The sequence below is a fragment of the Clostridium bowmanii genome, from assembly GCF_018861315.1.
Classification (GTDB): domain Bacteria; phylum Bacillota; class Clostridia; order Clostridiales; family Clostridiaceae; genus Clostridium_AD; species Clostridium_AD bowmanii.
The window spans coordinates 1-16,674 of sequence record NZ_JAHLDL010000043.1 but is presented as its reverse complement, the minus strand read 5'-3'; the positions used below and the strand labels follow the sequence as shown (position 1 = coordinate 16,674).

Genomic DNA, 16,674 nt, shown 5'->3' with positions numbered 1-16,674 from the left:
TTTGGTAGGGGGATTAGCATGAAATTTATATCAGAAACCTTAACGGAAAACTATGCAAAACAAATCTGCAACTGGAAATATGAGGGTGAATATTCTATATATAATTACCCAAAATGGGATAAAATATTTAGTGAAAATTGGGGCATTACAATAGAGCAGACTAGGGAAAATGAATTTAGTGCCATAGTTGATAAATGCACTAATTTATATGGATACATACGAATACTAGATAAAAATGATTATTTGCTAATAGGACTTGGACTAAAGCCGTCTTTATGTGGACAAGGATTAGGAACTATTTTAATGGAAATATTAAAGCAACAATGTAACATAAGGTATGGAAATAAAAAGATTGTTTTGGAGGTTCGTTCTTTTAATAAAAGAGCAATTACATGTTATAAAAAGGCAGGTTTTAAGGCTGTAGATACTTATAAGAAAGAGACTCCAATGGGATATGGCGAATTTATTAAGATGGAATTTACGGATCAAATTTAGGAGGGCATAACATGGTTAATCATGCAGGTACAAAATATATAGAAACAGAAAGGGTAATATTAAGAAAATTTGTAGAAGACGATGCTGATGATATGTTTAATAATTGGGCATCAGATTCAAAGGTAACTAAATACCTTACTTGGCCAACCCACGGCAGTATTGAAGTTAGTCAGGAAGTACTGAAAAATTGGATAGATGATTATAAAAATATAGAAAATTACCAATGGGCTATCGAGTTAAAAGAAAGTGGTAGTTTGATTGGAAGTGCTGCGTTGATGAATATAGATAATCATAATGAAAACTGTGAAATTGGATATTGTTTAGGGCAGAAATTTTGGTATAAAGGTATTATGACAGAAGTATTTTTAGGTATTATTGAATTTGCTTTTCATGAAGTAGGTTTTCAGCGAATAACAGGCCGTCATGATGTAGCTAATACATCGTCGGGGCGAGTTATGGAGAAATGTGGACTAAAGTATGAAGGAGCTTTGAGAAAAATCAATAAAAATAGCAGTGGTATTTTAGTAGATTGCAAGTATTATTCAATATTAAAGGATGAATATAAAATTTAATTATAAGGAGAGATTAATGTTATCTTTAGTGATTATAGTATAGATAGTAAATGATAATATGACTATTAGGAATAGTAGTAATATAAAGATATTTGAGAGTATAGATAGATAAAATAAGAAAAGAGTAAGTATCATAATTAATATAGATATTAATAAGTTATATATTGTTATTGATAGCATGTTGTAATGCTTATATAATAAGGGATATAACTTGTTAGATATATGATGGATGTATAGGAGGTACTTACTAAGTGGAATTAAGTATAATACAGAACAAAGGAAAAGATATGGTTATACTATTAGATGATAAAATGAGAATAGTTAAGCCAGTATATGACTACTTAAAATATCTAAGATTAAAAGATAGAGCATTAAATACATTAAAGGCTAATGGAACAGATTTGAAGATATACTGGGACTTCTTGAATAAGAAAGGTTATGAGTATAATGTGGTTACACCTAACACTATAGGTGAGTTTGTAGAGTATCTTAGAGAACCTAATGATACGGAAAACGTAGTTAATATTTATACTGAAAGTCAAAGAACTGCGAGAACTATAAATAGAATATTGAGTACAGTATATAACTTCTATAAGTATTGTGGAATGGTAAAAGAGATTAACAACCCTATTATAATGGATGATGTTAATAGACCGTTTAATATGTTTAAGAGCCTTTTGCACCATGCAAGAAGTGATAATAAGACTAAACAATCAATATTTAAGGTTAAGGAAAGCAAAAGGACTTTTAAACTTGTACCAAATGATGAAGCAGAAGTATTTCTAAACACTCTTCCAACTTGGAGAGATAAGTTGATATTTAAAATAATGTATCTTACAGGAGCAAGAGTTGGTGAGGTTTTAGACCTACAAATTGAAGATATACCCTATCCAGATACCTTAAAAGAACTTGGAATATTAGAGAATATTAAGTCAAAAGGAAAAAGAAGAAACTTATACATTCCAATGGCTTTACTCCAAGAGATAGACACTTTCATAATGAAAGAAAGAAATAACATTGATACAGAACATAGTTATATATTTGTATCTCAACAAAAACAAAATTTAGGGAAACCATTAACTTATAGAGGAATTTATGAAGTATTTAATACTGTAAAAGAAAAAATAAAAATATACTTTAATTTCCATGATTTAAGACACACCTTTATAACAGATTTAGTTGAGAATGGCATGGATATAAGTGTTGTTAGGATAATTGCAGGACATGAACATGTAACCACAACTCAACAATATACTCATATATCTAATAAGTACCTTGAAGATAGTTTAGGTGATTATTGGAGAAAAAGTATTTTGATTGGAGGTGGTACAGATGATAACTAATATGCCTAAAGATGATGTGTGGGAATTGATAGATAATGATGGCAAATCACAGAATTTCAGAAAGAAATTTAAGTTTGATTTTTCTTATATGGAAAGTGATAGTATTAAAAATACTATCAAGACTTATATTTGGAAAAATTATAAAGAGGGAAATAAGACATTAAAAAAGTTATACGATGACAATGGTGGACTAAAGTTATTTAATGATTTCTTAATAATTAATAATAAAAATTCATTAAGAGAATTAACAAATAATGATAGTGATTTATTTATTTCGTACCTTAAAACCTGTGTCTCAGACAAAACTAACAAGCCATTTACATATGCAACTCAAAAAATATATTTGGATAAAGTAAAAGCAATTATTCATTGGGGTCAATTGCATATGCCTAATGATGTACCTAAGATAGAGATATTTACAGGTAATGAATATATAGGAATTAATAGAAAACTTAAAATAGATTTCATCCCCGATGAAGTGTTAATTCAGATAAATAAAGCATTAAAAAACGAGGAAAATCCCTATGTCAAATATGGAATAATCATCCTTCAATCAACAGGAATGAGGATTGGAGATATGCTTAAATTAACTACTGATTGTATTAAGCCACATTTGATTAGTGGTTATACATTAACTTGGTATGACCATAAAAGCAGAAAGCAAAGGCAACCAATGCCAATAACTAATGAATGTGCTATTGCAGTAGAAAAGTTAATTGAATGTAAAAAAGAATTTAGAGAACAGTCAGATGATGAAGTTAAAGATAATTTATTTATCTATCAAGTAGCCAAGGGTAAAAACATAAGGAAAATAATGACAGTAACCCAAATTTCAATGGGAATATGGTTTAATATCTTTATTAAAATCAATGAAATAAAAGATACAAATGGTGTATTATACAACCTTACAGCACACCAGTTTAGAAGAACACTCGCTACAGATATGTTATCAAAAGGAACTGATATAACTGTTATAAGAGACGTATTAGGACATTCATCATCTGAAACAACCAAGCGTAGTTATGCTGATATTAAAGACAAAGAAAGGGCTGAAGTATTTAAAAATATAGGCATTATCGGAAATATTAACAAAGTTGATGAAACGATTATAACTGATAATGAAGAACTAAAATGGTTTAATAAAAACAAAGATAGTAAAGCAAGAATGGAAGATGGATATTGTACTAAACCTTGTTCTGATGGAAAGATTTGCGATAGATTACTTAAAAGGCAGAAGTGCTACACTTGTGGTAGATATGTTACTACTCCAGAGTATTTACAGGCTCATAAGAGCCATTTAAAAGAGTTAGAAAATCAAATAGAAGGTAATATATATGGCGAACATTATGCAGAACATTTCATACCTACTACTGAGATTTTAAAAGAAATCATAAGAAGATTGGAGGAGTTACAAGATGGCAATAGAGAAGTTGCAATTACAAGTAATAACTAATTCTACAGATTATAGTAATATAACCATTGGAAATTCTAAATTTACTGATGATGTATGGGACTTATCACCTTTTATAACTGCTGAAACGCTCAAACCTAATCAAAAAAAAATTAAGTTTGATAACATTAATAGTGCAGATTTAAAGAATACAGTGAAATTATTCACTTATCATAAATTAGGGCAAATTAAGCCACAATCTGTATGGGGTAAAATATACAAAAGTTTACCTGCATTTATTAAATATGCTGAAATTAATAATATAACAAGTTTTTCAGAGATAGATAAAGAGACATTTTTAAATTTTTCAATATGGTTAAAAGAAGATTATATTATTAAAACAAATCATAATAAAGGGGCAAATATTTCAAATAATACTGGATATAATATTTGCATTATAATAGAAGAAATTATTAAATTAGGTCAAATAAAAGGTTGGAATGTGCCTAAAACTAATATATTTACTGATATGGGTTCGTGGGATTTATGGCTATCCCAGAAGACAGTTAAAGACACAAAAACTAAACCAATACCTGAAGAGGTATTTGATAAAATACTCTATTTTGCATTTAATAAAGAAACAGATATATTAACTAAGGCAGGGATAATAATTCAAAGTCAAACAGGGTTAAGAATTAATGAAGTTTTATCAATAAAAAATGGTTGTATTCATACAACAAGTGATGGATATGACTATATGGAAGTTACTTTAGGTAAAACTGAAAAAGGAGAACCTATAATACATAGGGTTTTTATAAATGAGTTAGTTAAAAGTACAATAGGAGAACTTGAGAAATATACAGAAAAATTAAGACAAGATAGCAAATTTAAAGAATTGTTTATAAGCAATTCTAAAAAAAGTGGTATTACAGTAAGTAAAGTTGGAAATTGGAGCAATAGATTGAATAATTTTATAAGCGATTGGGATATAAGAGATAACAAAGGTCAACTATATCCTTTAAAATCACATCAATTTAGAGCAACATTTGTTAGAGAACTTATAAAACAGAAAGTACCTATAGCACATATTATGAAGCAATTTGCTCATGTATCTATTGAAATGACCACACACTACCTTACTTTAAAGAACGAAGAGGTTAAGGAAATATATTCTGATATAATATTAAGTCCTACTTCTAAAATTGCAGGATTACGAGCTAAAGAGATTAAAGGTAAATTAGACGAACAATTCAGAGGTAAAACAGAAGAAGAAGTTGATGATATTGTTTCAACTATATCAAAATCAATGAGTTTTAATCCGTTGCCGACAGGCGTATGTTTATACGATTTTAGAAGGGGTAATTGCTCTGATGGAGATGGATGTTTCTTTTATAATTGTCCTAACTATATAACTGAAGTTAAATTCTACCCTATTTTAAAACAAGAATTAGACCTTATGGAAAAAGAAATGACAAGGTTTAAGGAATTAGGTAGAGAAAGAGATTGGCAAAGACAATTTGTTAAGCACCAATATTTGAAGCCACTTGTAGATAGTTTGGAGGTGCAAATGAATGGTAAAGAAGCCTAATAGAAATACTCAAGGTTTAAAAGAGTTTTCAGAAAAGAAAAACCAAGAAACTATTGAAAAAGTTAATAAAACTATAGATAAGTTAAAACGTTCTAAAACTAAAGCAATCAACTTTAAAACTGTTGCAGAAGAAGCAGGAGTATCAAAGGCTACATTATATAATAATGACATCTTAAAAGAGCGTATAATGAGTTTAAGAGCCATTGAGAAAAGTAATACAAGTGGAGACACAGTTGCAACTCCAAAAGATAAAGTACAGGCTAAAGAAGACAAAATAAAGAAACTGTATGAAGAGGTTAAAAAGTTAAAAGAAGATAAACAAAATCTAATTGTTCAATTGGTTGATATGGAAGAACAAAAAGACGAAAATAAAAGACGAAAATAAAAGACTAAAAGAACAGTTAGATAAGATTAAATCCTTAAATAAATAACGTATTCGTGAATCAATAAAAGTGTTGTAACGAAATCGTGAACTATAAAGGAGTGTTGAAATTATTGCAAAATACATTATCAGAACAGGTTCGTTTTATTCCAGATAATCAATTGATTAATGAGGTGATTACGCTTCAAGAAGCTTCTGAACTACTTAGTTGTAATGATAGTACATTAAGGAAGCAAGTATTGAATGGAAAATTTAAAGATGGTGAATATAGGAAAGCTAAGGGGTAATTTTGTTCAATAAGAATACAATTTTGCAATTAAAGGAAAGGAAGTGAACATTTAGTGAGTTTGAGTAATTATATACCAACACTCACTAAAGAAAACTTATGATTGTTACTAAAAAGTATATACAAAATTTAAGAGAAAAATCATTCTTAACTATACCTAAAGATGCTGAGGAAGTTATCATTGAGAAGTTCGGTAAAGAACCTGAACCAGATGAAAATGGACATATTTATGAATATACAGAGCAAGATATTTATGAACAGATAATGAATATGATTAGGAATAAATAGTTAGACTACTTAGGTCGTTATCGTATAAAAAAGTGTACCAAATGGTTATGTTAAATATAGATAGGAGTGATATTTAATGGAGATTAAAAGTGAAAGATTGATACTAAAAGAACTAAAGCAAAAGGATTTAGTTTTTATGTATAAAATGGCAAGTGAGCCATTAGTGTATTTTTATGACGAAGATGAAGAACCACCAAGTGAGGAACAAATATATGAAAAATATAATAAAAAAATATCTAAAATGAAAGAGAATGCAGGTAAACATTTCATTTTCCTTATTAATTTGCTTCCTGAAGAAGTACCAATAGGAGAAGTACATATACAACTCAACTGGGAAGAGCATAGAGAATGGGAAATCGGATATGTATTGCATACTAATTACTGGGGAAATGGATATGCCTCGGAAGCAGTAAAATTAGTATTGAAACATATTTTTGAAAATCTTAATGCACATAGGGTAGTGGGTTTTTGTAATGCTAATAATAAAAAATCATCGAACCTAATGGAGAGGGTTGGTATGAATAGAGATGGTCTTCTAAGAGAAGGTATACTATGGCACAAGGAATGGTGTGATGAATTCGTATATTCAATTCTTGAAAGAGAGTTTCTTTCTTTATCTAAATTTAAATAGAAAGTAATTCGCATTATTCTTATATGACGAACTATCAACAAAGTTATTAACATGTTATACACAAAAAATGGTATAAAAAGAAAGGAAGTGAATTTTAGTGGGGTTTCGGTACTTGTTATACACTCTCTCACTAAAGATAATTTATGAAAGTTATAACATTGTTTGAAAACAGGACTATCTCAAAAGAATATAAATGTAAGCATGGCTTATCATTGTATATAGAAACGTCCAATCATAAGATATTATTCGATACTGGTACAGATAAATCATTTGCATACAATGCTAGTAAGTTAGGCGTTAAATTGGAAGAGATAGACATAGCAGTGATTTCACATGGGCATTATGATCATGGTGGTGGACTAGAAACATTTTTAAAACTCAATAGTAAAGCTAAAATTTACATGGGTAAGGGCGCATTTGATAGTCACCTTGTAAAAATATTTGGAATTATTAAGTACAATATAGGTTTAAAAAAAGCACTAATAAATAATAATAGGTTTGTATTTGTAGATGGAATGCTAAAAATAGATGATGAGTTGATCTTATTTGGTGATGTTAAAGGCAATAAACTAAAGCCTAAAGGTAATGATAGGTTATTAAAAAGTTTTAGTGATAAATCAATCGGTAAAGACGATTTTGAACATGAGATAAACCTGTTGATTAATGAAAATAGAAAATATAGTCTATTTTGTGGATGTGCTCACAAAGGTATTATTAATATAATTGAGAGAACTAAAGATTTTATAGATTGCGATTTAACTACGGTAATAGGTGGATTTCATTTAATGAGAATGGATATTAAAAATCCAAATTCTAAAGTGTTTTTAGATGATCTTTCAGTCAATTTAATTAATAGCAACGTTAATAAGTATTATACTTGCCATTGTACTGGTGAAAAAGCTTATAGTTATTTAAGTAAATCCATGAGCAACTTAAATGAGTTGAAAACAGGGATGGTAATTGAAGTATAACTTTCATTTCACAAAGAGTTATATAAAAATAGGGGGAAATTTTAAATGGCACAGATATTCAATGAAAAAAACATATCATTTGAACTCAGACAATCACCAATTCCAGAATTTTCTTGGCATACAAGTCAGAAGTTATCAGAAATAGTTAAATCAAAACATTTAGAGTTTGATGTAAGATCTCTTGATGCAGGTAAATATTCTTACCCATATCATTTTCATAGAAACTCAGAAGAGATATTTGTAATCTTATCCGGAAAAGCTACACTTAGGACACCCAATGAATTTGTGGAATTAATTAAAGGTGATATTGTATTTTTTGAAATTGGACCTGAAGGTGCTCATCAACTATATAATCATACAGAATCATCATGCACATTTCTTGATTTAGGCACTCATGATGGATTAGATATCTGTGAGTATCCTGATTCAGGTAAAATAAATATTTTACCTTATCAAGAAGTATACCAAAGTGACCAAAAGGTGGATTATTATAAAGGTGAAGATAAAGTTAGTGAAAATTGGCCGAATATAATGAGTGTAAGTAATTTAAATACGGAGAGATTAATATTAATACCAATGTCTTTAGATATAACCAACTCCCTTATTGAAGAGAGTACTACGGTAATTGAAAAGCTCGGACTAAAAGCGGATAGTAATTGGCCAACAGAAGATACTAAGGACATTTTACCTATGGTTAAGAGGGCTTTAGAAAAATCAATCATTCCAACTGGATTTGGTTGTTGGATGATTGTAAAAAAAGCTACTATGAAAATAATAGGGGACATAGGATTTAAAGGACAACCTGATGAAAAGAAGGAGCTCGAAATAGGCTATGGTTTAGTAGAGAAAGAAAGCGGTAAGGGATTTGCAACAGAAGCATTACGTGAAATTTTAGATTGGGCTCTTTCTCAAAAGAATGTAAATATAATTAAAGCAGATTGTTTAATAAATAATTTACCATCTATACATGTATTAGAAAAAGTGGGAATGAAAGAAACAAATAGAGACCATGAATTGATTTATTGGGAGCTTCAGAAAAATTCAATATAATTTAATATAAAAGTGCTTTAAGAAAGTAAAGGGGGATAAAATGACAGGACTTAATTTAGGGGTACCTACTATAGAAGAAGCAACGTTGATTTTAAATGAAGGAAGTAAACTAAATCCTGGACCTTGGATAGAACATTCCTTATTTGTAGGCAAAGCAGCAGAATTAATTGCTAACGAAGATAAGGAGTTAGATGGGAATATTGCATTGGTATTAGGAATGTTACATGATATAGGGAGACAATATGGTGTAACGAGTATGAGACATAGTATAGATGGGTATAACCTTTCAATGAAGAAAGGCTATGCTTTATTAGCGAGGATTTGTATAACACATTCTTTCTCATATAAAAACATTGATGCCGTATTTGGAAAATGGGATTGTTCAGATAAGGAATACAAATTTGTTAAGGAGTATTTAGATAAGATTGATTTTACAGCTTATGATAAATTAATTCAGTTATGTGATGCGCTAGCGCTGCCTACAGGATATTGTTTAATGGAAAAAAGAATGCTAGATGTTGCTATGAGACACGGAGTAAATGAATACACAATTAAAAAATGGGAAACAACATTTGAAAATAAGAGTTTTTTTGAAGAAAGGATTGGAAAATCTATTTATAGTGTTTTGCCCAATGTTGTAGAAAATACTTTTAAGTTTTAAAATTTATTATTAGGAGAAAATTATGAAAAGTAAATTTTTAGATTACAATGATCATTATGAATTAATCCAATTAACAGAAGATTATCTTCAAGAACTTTTTCGCTGGATGATGGAAGAAAAGCACTTTGAACTATATACTTGCCGCCCTGTAAATTTGCCACAATCATTTGACGAGTATGCACAGAAAACATTAAATTCAACCTCTGAAGAAAAACAAAAAACCTACATACTAATTAAAAAAGGAGCTGAAAAGCAGCCACTCGGGAAAATCACTCTATTTGATTTTAACACAAGAAATCATAGCGCAGAGTTTGGATACTACCTCCCAACTCACAATAGGAAAAAAGGATTGGGTAATATACTGTTGGCACTATTTATAGAGAAAGCTTTTTCAGATAATAAATTAAGTTTAAATAAAATATATGCAACAACATCATCCAATAATATACCATCCATCAAACTTTTAGAGAAGTTTGATTTTAAATTGGATGGACGGCTAAGAGAACATTATTGGGTTAATGAAAATAAATATGATCAGCTTAACTATTCAATGCTTAAAGATGAATGGAGAAAGATTGTTTAAGTTTAACATTATATCTATGAGTCGAAAAATATTTAGGGGGAAATTTACCGATGAGTTTTGATGATTATGCTAAAACCTGGGATACTGATAAAAGAATTAATAGAGCAAAAATAATTGCAAAGAAAATAAGAAATTCTATTGATATTGATGAAAATGATTCTGCTATGGAGTTTGGCTGTGGAACTGGACTTATAAGTTTTAATCTTTATGATAAATTTAAAAGTATCGCACTTATTGATTCATCTAAAGGAATGATAGACATACTTAATTCTAAAATTAACAAATACAAAGTAACTAATATGTTTGCTCATCATTTAGACATTTCCAGTGGAAATTCATTAAATATGAAATTTGATGTAATTTATACTTCCATGGTGTTGCATCATATTAATAATACTAAAGCTATAATAAACACTCTTCACCAATTGCTTAATAAAAACGGTTATTTGTGTATAGTAGATTTGGATGAAGAAGATGGCAGCTTCCATAAAGAGTATCCATATTTTGATGGTCATAACGGCTTTAATCAAGATGATTTAAAAGACATTTTAATTAATTCTGGTTTTAGTGATATAGAATCAAATACTTTTTTTTACGATGACAAAATTGTAAAGGATGAAAAAGTCAACTATTCATTGTTTTTGATGAAGGCAAGAAAATATTAAGTTCCTAAAAAAGTATAAGTAACATATGATAATACCATGGGTATAAATCTTAAATATTACAGATCAGATAAATAAATAAATAAAATTACTTCTCAATACCATATAATTTTAAACAACAACACATTTATTTTACTTTTACTTAAGAGGATAGAGAAATAATATAAATTAATTCAATATTAGGGGGTAATAGTATGAATGAAAGTGGTTTTAATAAATTGTATTGGGGATTTCTATTTACAATGCTCAGTTTTAGACTTCAAGGTTTTGATATTTTACCTGATATAGTTGGGTATTTATTCTTTGCTGCCGGTCTTAGCAAGCTTACTTTAAGTAGCAATTATTTTAGTATAGCTGCGAAATATAATGTTCCGATGATAATATTGTCCATTTTCTCAATCTATCAAAGTCCAGTTCAAGGTGGCGGAATTCAATTAGGTCAATTGGGAATATTGAGTATTCCTTTGGCAATTGCATCCATTGTACTTAATTTATTAATTGTATACAATTTATTTATGGGAATTAAGGATATGGCAGAAAAACAAGAACAATCTGAGTTTGTGAAAGTGTCTGATGAAAAATGGAACCAATATAAGATATTACAGATTGCGGCCTTATGTACATTTATCGTTATTTTTATACCTCTATTAAATGTAATTTATATTATTGGGCTTTTAGTAATATCAATTATAGTTACAATAGGCATATTAGGCTTTATGAAAAGATGCAGTGAAAGTTTAAGCGCTTTAAAATAATTTACTATACTTTATTCCACCTTAGTTGGTGGATTTTTTTTATATAGAATTATGTAAATTTAAGGGCTATAATCTATATATACGAGCCAACAAGGTGATGTTATATTTAATAAAAATGAGTATGGAGGAATAACCTATGAATAAATTTATAATTGGGATTGATTTAGGGGGAACGAATATCAAGGCTGCAATATTTAATTTAGACTTACAATTAATGGTTGAAATTCGTAGTCCAACGCAGGCTCATAAAGGTCCGGTTCATGTTATAAACAACATAAAACAGGTAATAGAAGATATGCTGGAAAGACTTAATATTACAGGTGAATCAATTTATTGTATGGGGCTAGGTATTCCTGGATTATTAGACCCTAAACAGGGTATATCATTTTTTTCACCAAACTTTCCAGGTTGGGAAAATATACATGTAGTTAACGAATTGAACAAGCAATTTGCTTTCCCAATATTCATCGATAATGATGTTCGTGTAAATTTATATGGTGAGTGGCGATTTGGTGCAGGCTTAAATATAAAAAATCTTATTCTTATCACATTAGGTACTGGTTTAGGCTCAGGAATAGTTGTTGATGGAAAAGTTCTATATGGGGCAACATCTAGTGCTGGAGAAATTGGTCATATGAATATGTATAGGGAAGGGCGTCCTTGCAAATGTGGAAGTTCAGGCTGCTTAGGAAGATACGTTTCAGCAAATGGAATGGTTAATACTTTTATTAAAAAATTAAATGATGGAAGAAAGAGTATAGTAGAGGAATGGATTAATCATGATAATAATAATATTCAAGCGAGTATGATATCTGAGGCATATGATTTGAAAGACGATTTATCAATCGAAGTAATGCATGAAACAGGACAGATACTTGGTTTTGGTTTGGCAAATGTTATTAATTTATTTAATCCTGAAATCATCATTGTAGGTGGAGGAATGTCTTATGCAGCGGACAGATTATTAAATACAGTACGTGAGACAATTAGAAACCACTCATTAAAGATTTCTAGTCAAGTTTGCAAAGTTGTGCAGGCGAAGTTGGGTGATTGTGGTGGAATGATTGGCGCAGCAGTTTATGCTAAAGACAGGCTTGAAGCCTAAAAAAGTAGCTGGGGGAAATAGGATGGAGAAACAAAAAATATTTGTTATAGGTGATAGTGTGTCAATACACTATGGTCCATATCTTAAAAATATGATAAAACATAAATTCGATTATGATAGAAAAAGAGGCGTAGAAGAAGCTTTAGAAGATTTAGACAAACCGGTTGGAGCTAATGCTGGAGATAGTGGAATGGTCATGGATTATTTAGCAGAGGAACATAAAAAAAATATAAAATTTGATATATTGCTTTTAAATTGTGGATTACACGATGCTCGAGTAGATAGGGATTTAAATAAAGTTCAGGTTGAATTAGAAGATTACAAAATGAATTTAACTAAGATAATTGAAATATCAAAAACTATGTCAAACAAGACCATATGGATTGGATTAACACCTGTTATAGATGAAATTCATAATTCTAGAAAAGAAGGAGTTTTAAGATATAGTAAAGATATTTATGCATACGATATTGCTGCGAAAGAAATAATGGAACAGTACAACATCCCTTATATAGATATGTATAACTTCACTAAGAATTTAGGGACTGATATTTACTCAGATCATGTTCACTTTAAAGAAGAAATTAGACAACTACAAGCAAAACTTATTGCTGATTATTTAAATTTAATTTAGGAAAGTGAAAATATAAAGTAACGAAGGGATAAAAGTATCATTTCAAATAATCTCAAAGGTAAACGATATAAAAACTTGAAATTAGGTGGTGAGAATCATGGAAAAACAACTAAATGATATGAATGGAGAAGAATTAGGAAGATTGTTTCCAATTATAATAAGTGAACCTAATCCAAAATGGCATGCACTATATTTATCTGAAAAATGCAATCTTGAGCAAAGTATAGGGTTAAACAATATTGTAAGGATAAATCATTTTGGGAGCACCTCCGTATGCAATTTGCGTGCAAAACCTACTATTGATATTTTATTGGAAATACATAATGATATGGATACAGAGCAAATAATTTCTTTACTCAAGGCCACTGGTTATAGTTATAGTCTACAACCGAATAACCCAGCTCCTCATATGATGTTTATGAAAGGTTATACTCAAAACGGATTTAATGGACAAGCATTTCACCTTCATATTCGTTATAGCGGTGATTGGGATGAACTTTATTTTCGCGATTATTTGATATTATATCCGGAAATTGCAGAAAAATATGGAGCTTTAAAATTATGTTTGAAAGAAAAGTATGAATTTGATAGAGAAGGGTATACAAGTGCAAAATCATGCTTTATCAAAAACATTACTGAGCAAGCAAGAAAAGAATTTGGAAAATGGTACTAGCTTTCTATAAAAATTATAAAAATAGTGGCTATAAAACATTCATCATGATTACAAACGAGCATAATACAGCTTTTATTGTGAAAGGAGTATAAAAATGATAAGGGAAGCAATCGAAAACGATTTAACGAATATTTTAGAAATTTATAATGATGCCATATTGAATACAACATCAGTCTATGATTATAATCCTCATACTATTTATGATAGAAAACAATGGTATGAAAAAAAATTGCAAGAGGGATATCCCATATTAGTATACGAAGAAAACAATAAGGTTATTGGATTTGCAACATTTGGACCATTTAGAGCATGGCCGGCATATAAATACTCTGTCGAGCACTCTATTTATGTTCATAAAATATACAGAAACAAAGGCATAGGAATATTACTAGCTAAAGAGGTAATACGAATTGCTAATGAAAGAGAATTCGCAACCCTGGTGGCTGGAATTGATGAAGCTAATGAAATCAGTATAAAAATGCATGAAAAGTTAGGATTCAAGTATTCAGGTACTATAACTAAAGCTGGGTATAAATTTGGCAAGTGGCTTAATCTTTCTTTTTATCAATTAGAGCTTAAAGGGCCTAAAAACCCAATAGAGAGCTAGAATATAATGATGAAATATATGGATTCCAAATTCATTTATATATGATCCAGAAAACATAGGACTTGAATAAGGAGGATAACATGAAAAGATTTATGATTGGTCAATTTGAAAGATTCGACATTAAAAAGCAGAATAGAGATTTCCGAGAAGATTTTTTTGGAGTTGAAGTTACTCAAATGGAGTCACTTGCTGAATTGAAAATATTGAAAGACAATATTAACAATAGAAATTTAAAGATAGGTATTCATTTTCCACTATTAAATAATCAATGGAAGGAGATTTAAACATGAAAAAATTATCAAAGACTCTTTTTAACCATATAAATACCTATATGAATGCAGAAGCTAGACCATTGGAAAAATCTATATTCAATTACTATTTTAATGATTCAAGTGTTGATGACATATTGAATTCATTAGAAGAATTTCAAAATTCAGATGGAGGTTTTGGTCAAGGTCTGGAACCAGATTTTAAGCTTAAACAATCCTCACCTATGGCAACATCCATTGGATTAAGACATTTGAGTAAGCTAGATAATAATGATAGAGCTCAAAAGATGATAGCTAAAGCTGTTGAATATCTAGAGGCAACTTTTGATAGTGATAGAAATGGTTGGTATAGTGTTTCAAGTGATGTTAACAATTATCCTCATGCACCTTGGTGGGAATTTAAAGATGATATAAATATGACAGTTATAGACTATTCCTGGGGAAATCCTACGGCTGAATTGATAGGCTACCTTTATAAATATAAAAAATATCTCAATAATCTAGATGTTTATTCATTAGTAAATTATGCTATAACCAATTTGAATAAAGTTACAGAATTTAACTCAGAACATGAAATATTTTGTTATATTCATATGTATAATGTACTAGACAAAGAATTTTCCATACCAATTGTAGATACACTAAAATTGGCTGTCTCTCAATTGGTTAACATAAACCAATCTGAATGGTCAAATTATGTACCTACCCCATTAAAATTTATAGAGAGTGGTACAAAAAACTTTTTTGGAATTGAATCTAAATTGATTGATGAGAATTTAGATTATTTGATAGATAGACTCGACGCAGAAGGTAAGATATTTCCTACATGGTATTGGGACAAATATTTAGAAGAATGGGAAATTACTAAGAGCGAATGGATGGGAATATTGACGCTTGAGGCTTTATTGTCATTATTAAAGTTTAATAGAATAGAGATCAATAGTAAACCTGAATGCAACAGTTGATCATTGTAGTTCAAATGTTTCAAATCACTTATAGCAAAGAGGGGGAGAAGAGTAATGACAAAACTTATAATTATACGACATGGGGAGCCTGACTATAGTTTAGTAGCAACGCGAAATTTTAGGGGCCATGGTATGGATTTGGCTCAGCTTACACCTAAAGGAATAGAACAAGCAAATGTTGTTTCTAAAGATAAGCGATTAGATGGAGCAAGCATTATTGTATCATCACCATATACTAGAGCATTGCAGACAGCGGCAATTATTTCTAAAGAAAGGTCGCTTGATATAAGTATTGAAGTTGATATTCATGAGTGGTTACCAGATTTAACATTTAATAATAGGTGTGATGAGGAAGTTGAAATTGCAGTTCAGGAATGCATTTTTTGTAAAGGTGAATATACTGATGACAATGAGAAAAAATGGGAAAGGCTTAGTGCAGTTGCCAACAGAGCTTTTAAGGGTCTAGAAAAATATTTAAAGTATGAAAAAATAATTGTGGTATCCCATGGAATAGTAATGAGACAGTTTGAATACCATACAAACATTCCATATTGTGGAATCATTGAAGTTATTTTTGCAAAGATTTTAAATGGTGCGGTTGGGTTGAAAACATAGATTAATAAAAACAAGGATAGTGTTAACTAACCTATGAAAAAACTAGATTAAAAATTTCAAGATTTAAATTGCACCATGAAAAGTGAAAATATACCTAAAAGTAATGAAACATTAGTTTTGTTATCAACAAAACTTTGGCTTTTTTTCTT

At 29.6% G+C, this 16,674-nt stretch carries 22 protein-coding genes; all 22 read left to right on the top strand.

The window, feature by feature from the left end:
• The first annotated feature begins 18 nt into the window (after nucleotides 1–18).
• The 22 genes from KPL51_RS20325 (at nucleotide 19) to KPL51_RS20220 (ending at nucleotide 16,525) form a co-directional block, all read left to right on the top strand.
• Nucleotides 19–495, top strand: coding sequence for a GNAT family N-acetyltransferase (locus KPL51_RS20325; RefSeq protein ID WP_216165742.1), 477 nt, complete (start codon nucleotides 19–21; stop codon nucleotides 493–495).
• Between the two features lie 11 nt (nucleotides 496–506).
• On the top strand, nucleotides 507–1,067 hold the full coding sequence (locus tag KPL51_RS20320; RefSeq protein WP_216165740.1) for a GNAT family N-acetyltransferase: 561 nt from the start codon (nucleotides 507–509) through the stop codon (nucleotides 1,065–1,067).
• 251 nt (nucleotides 1,068–1,318) lie between these two features.
• Complete coding sequence (locus tag KPL51_RS20315; protein WP_216165738.1) at nucleotides 1,319–2,410, top strand: tyrosine-type recombinase/integrase; 1,092 nt, start codon at nucleotides 1,319–1,321, stop codon at nucleotides 2,408–2,410.
• A complete protein-coding gene (locus tag KPL51_RS20310) occupies nucleotides 2,400–3,863 on the top strand; it encodes a tyrosine-type recombinase/integrase (RefSeq protein WP_216165736.1) in 1,464 nt (487 codons plus the stop codon). The genes KPL51_RS20315 and KPL51_RS20310 overlap by 11 nt, the downstream gene beginning before the upstream one ends.
• Nucleotides 3,826–5,388, top strand: coding sequence for a site-specific integrase (locus tag KPL51_RS20305; protein ID WP_216165728.1), 1,563 nt, complete (start codon nucleotides 3,826–3,828; stop codon nucleotides 5,386–5,388). Before KPL51_RS20310 ends, KPL51_RS20305 begins: the two co-directional genes overlap by 38 nt.
• Entirely contained in the window at nucleotides 5,372–5,773 is a 402-nt protein-coding gene (locus tag KPL51_RS20300) for a DUF6262 family protein (protein ID WP_216165726.1), read from the top strand. The genes KPL51_RS20305 and KPL51_RS20300 overlap by 17 nt, the downstream gene beginning before the upstream one ends.
• Before the next feature lie 110 nt (nucleotides 5,774–5,883).
• Entirely contained in the window at nucleotides 5,884–6,057 is a 174-nt protein-coding gene (locus tag KPL51_RS20295) for a helix-turn-helix domain-containing protein (protein WP_224854601.1), read from the top strand.
• Between the two features lie 98 nt (nucleotides 6,058–6,155).
• Complete coding sequence (locus KPL51_RS20290) at nucleotides 6,156–6,344, top strand: hypothetical protein (RefSeq protein WP_216165724.1); 189 nt, start codon at nucleotides 6,156–6,158, stop codon at nucleotides 6,342–6,344.
• A 76-nt stretch (nucleotides 6,345–6,420) separates the two neighbouring features.
• Complete coding sequence (locus KPL51_RS20285) at nucleotides 6,421–6,975, top strand: GNAT family N-acetyltransferase (protein ID WP_216165722.1); 555 nt, start codon at nucleotides 6,421–6,423, stop codon at nucleotides 6,973–6,975.
• Nucleotides 6,976–7,118: 143 nt separating this feature from the next.
• On the top strand, nucleotides 7,119–7,946 hold the full coding sequence (locus KPL51_RS20280; protein ID WP_216165719.1) for an MBL fold metallo-hydrolase: 828 nt from the start codon (nucleotides 7,119–7,121) through the stop codon (nucleotides 7,944–7,946).
• Between the two features lie 45 nt (nucleotides 7,947–7,991).
• A complete protein-coding gene (locus KPL51_RS20275) occupies nucleotides 7,992–8,996 on the top strand; it encodes a GNAT family N-acetyltransferase (RefSeq protein WP_216165717.1) in 1,005 nt (334 codons plus the stop codon).
• A gap of 40 nt (nucleotides 8,997–9,036) precedes the next feature.
• Nucleotides 9,037–9,657, top strand: a complete 621-nt coding sequence (locus KPL51_RS20270; RefSeq protein ID WP_216165715.1) for an HD domain-containing protein — start codon at nucleotides 9,037–9,039, stop codon at nucleotides 9,655–9,657.
• A gap of 22 nt (nucleotides 9,658–9,679) precedes the next feature.
• Complete coding sequence (locus KPL51_RS20265; protein ID WP_216165713.1) at nucleotides 9,680–10,240, top strand: GNAT family N-acetyltransferase; 561 nt, start codon at nucleotides 9,680–9,682, stop codon at nucleotides 10,238–10,240.
• 50 nt (nucleotides 10,241–10,290) lie between these two features.
• Nucleotides 10,291–10,905 carry a class I SAM-dependent DNA methyltransferase gene (locus KPL51_RS20260; RefSeq protein ID WP_216165711.1) on the top strand — a complete coding sequence of 205 codons (615 nt, stop codon included), beginning with the start codon at nucleotides 10,291–10,293 and terminating at the stop codon, nucleotides 10,903–10,905.
• A gap of 191 nt (nucleotides 10,906–11,096) precedes the next feature.
• Nucleotides 11,097–11,657 carry a hypothetical protein gene (locus KPL51_RS20255; protein ID WP_216165709.1) on the top strand — a complete coding sequence of 187 codons (561 nt, stop codon included), beginning with the start codon at nucleotides 11,097–11,099 and terminating at the stop codon, nucleotides 11,655–11,657.
• A 136-nt stretch (nucleotides 11,658–11,793) separates the two neighbouring features.
• Nucleotides 11,794–12,762, top strand: a complete 969-nt coding sequence (locus KPL51_RS20250; RefSeq protein WP_216165707.1) for an ROK family protein — start codon at nucleotides 11,794–11,796, stop codon at nucleotides 12,760–12,762.
• 22 nt (nucleotides 12,763–12,784) lie between these two features.
• Nucleotides 12,785–13,396 (top strand): SGNH/GDSL hydrolase family protein, encoded by a 612-nt coding sequence (locus KPL51_RS20245; protein ID WP_216165705.1) that lies wholly within the window; start codon nucleotides 12,785–12,787, stop codon nucleotides 13,394–13,396.
• Nucleotides 13,397–13,493: 97 nt separating this feature from the next.
• Entirely contained in the window at nucleotides 13,494–14,069 is a 576-nt protein-coding gene (locus tag KPL51_RS20240; RefSeq protein WP_216165704.1) for a GrpB family protein, read from the top strand.
• Between the two features lie 94 nt (nucleotides 14,070–14,163).
• Nucleotides 14,164–14,676, top strand: coding sequence for a GNAT family N-acetyltransferase (locus tag KPL51_RS20235; RefSeq protein WP_216165702.1), 513 nt, complete (start codon nucleotides 14,164–14,166; stop codon nucleotides 14,674–14,676).
• Between the two features lie 80 nt (nucleotides 14,677–14,756).
• A complete protein-coding gene (locus KPL51_RS20230) occupies nucleotides 14,757–14,960 on the top strand; it encodes a hypothetical protein (RefSeq protein ID WP_216165700.1) in 204 nt (67 codons plus the stop codon).
• Nucleotides 14,961–14,962: 2 nt separating this feature from the next.
• Nucleotides 14,963–15,910, top strand: a complete 948-nt coding sequence (locus KPL51_RS20225) for a prenyltransferase/squalene oxidase repeat-containing protein (protein WP_216165698.1) — start codon at nucleotides 14,963–14,965, stop codon at nucleotides 15,908–15,910.
• 54 nt (nucleotides 15,911–15,964) lie between these two features.
• On the top strand, nucleotides 15,965–16,525 hold the full coding sequence (locus KPL51_RS20220; protein ID WP_216165696.1) for a histidine phosphatase family protein: 561 nt from the start codon (nucleotides 15,965–15,967) through the stop codon (nucleotides 16,523–16,525).
• Nucleotides 16,526–16,674: the final 149 nt, after the last annotated feature.

Bases quoted from the DNA above. Each gene is read 5' to 3' on its own strand.
- KPL51_RS20290 (WP_216165724.1), top strand. From the start codon at position 6,156: ATGATTGTTACTAAAAAGTATATACAAAATTTAAGAGAAAAATCATTC.
- KPL51_RS20260 (WP_216165711.1), top strand. From the start codon at position 10,291: ATGAGTTTTGATGATTATGCTAAAACCTGGGATACTGATAAAAGAATT.
- KPL51_RS20230 (WP_216165700.1), top strand. From the start codon at position 14,757: ATGAAAAGATTTATGATTGGTCAATTTGAAAGATTCGACATTAAAAAG.
- KPL51_RS20250 (WP_216165707.1), top strand. From the start codon at position 11,794: ATGAATAAATTTATAATTGGGATTGATTTAGGGGGAACGAATATCAAG.
- KPL51_RS20220 (WP_216165696.1), top strand. From the start codon at position 15,965: ATGACAAAACTTATAATTATACGACATGGGGAGCCTGACTATAGTTTA.
- KPL51_RS20225 (WP_216165698.1), top strand. From the start codon at position 14,963: ATGAAAAAATTATCAAAGACTCTTTTTAACCATATAAATACCTATATG.
- KPL51_RS20320 (WP_216165740.1), top strand. From the start codon at position 507: ATGGTTAATCATGCAGGTACAAAATATATAGAAACAGAAAGGGTAATA.
- KPL51_RS20280 (WP_216165719.1), top strand. From the start codon at position 7,119: ATGAAAGTTATAACATTGTTTGAAAACAGGACTATCTCAAAAGAATAT.
- KPL51_RS20240 (WP_216165704.1), top strand. From the start codon at position 13,494: ATGGAAAAACAACTAAATGATATGAATGGAGAAGAATTAGGAAGATTG.
- KPL51_RS20255 (WP_216165709.1), top strand. From the start codon at position 11,097: ATGAATGAAAGTGGTTTTAATAAATTGTATTGGGGATTTCTATTTACA.
- KPL51_RS20275 (WP_216165717.1), top strand. From the start codon at position 7,992: ATGGCACAGATATTCAATGAAAAAAACATATCATTTGAACTCAGACAA.
- KPL51_RS20235 (WP_216165702.1), top strand. From the start codon at position 14,164: ATGATAAGGGAAGCAATCGAAAACGATTTAACGAATATTTTAGAAATT.
- KPL51_RS20300 (WP_216165726.1), top strand. From the start codon at position 5,372: ATGGTAAAGAAGCCTAATAGAAATACTCAAGGTTTAAAAGAGTTTTCA.
- KPL51_RS20270 (WP_216165715.1), top strand. From the start codon at position 9,037: ATGACAGGACTTAATTTAGGGGTACCTACTATAGAAGAAGCAACGTTG.
- KPL51_RS20245 (WP_216165705.1), top strand. From the start codon at position 12,785: ATGGAGAAACAAAAAATATTTGTTATAGGTGATAGTGTGTCAATACAC.
- KPL51_RS20285 (WP_216165722.1), top strand. From the start codon at position 6,421: ATGGAGATTAAAAGTGAAAGATTGATACTAAAAGAACTAAAGCAAAAG.
- KPL51_RS20325 (WP_216165742.1), top strand. From the start codon at position 19: ATGAAATTTATATCAGAAACCTTAACGGAAAACTATGCAAAACAAATC.
- KPL51_RS20265 (WP_216165713.1), top strand. From the start codon at position 9,680: ATGAAAAGTAAATTTTTAGATTACAATGATCATTATGAATTAATCCAA.
- KPL51_RS20305 (WP_216165728.1), top strand. From the start codon at position 3,826: ATGGCAATAGAGAAGTTGCAATTACAAGTAATAACTAATTCTACAGAT.
- KPL51_RS20310 (WP_216165736.1), top strand. From the start codon at position 2,400: ATGATAACTAATATGCCTAAAGATGATGTGTGGGAATTGATAGATAAT.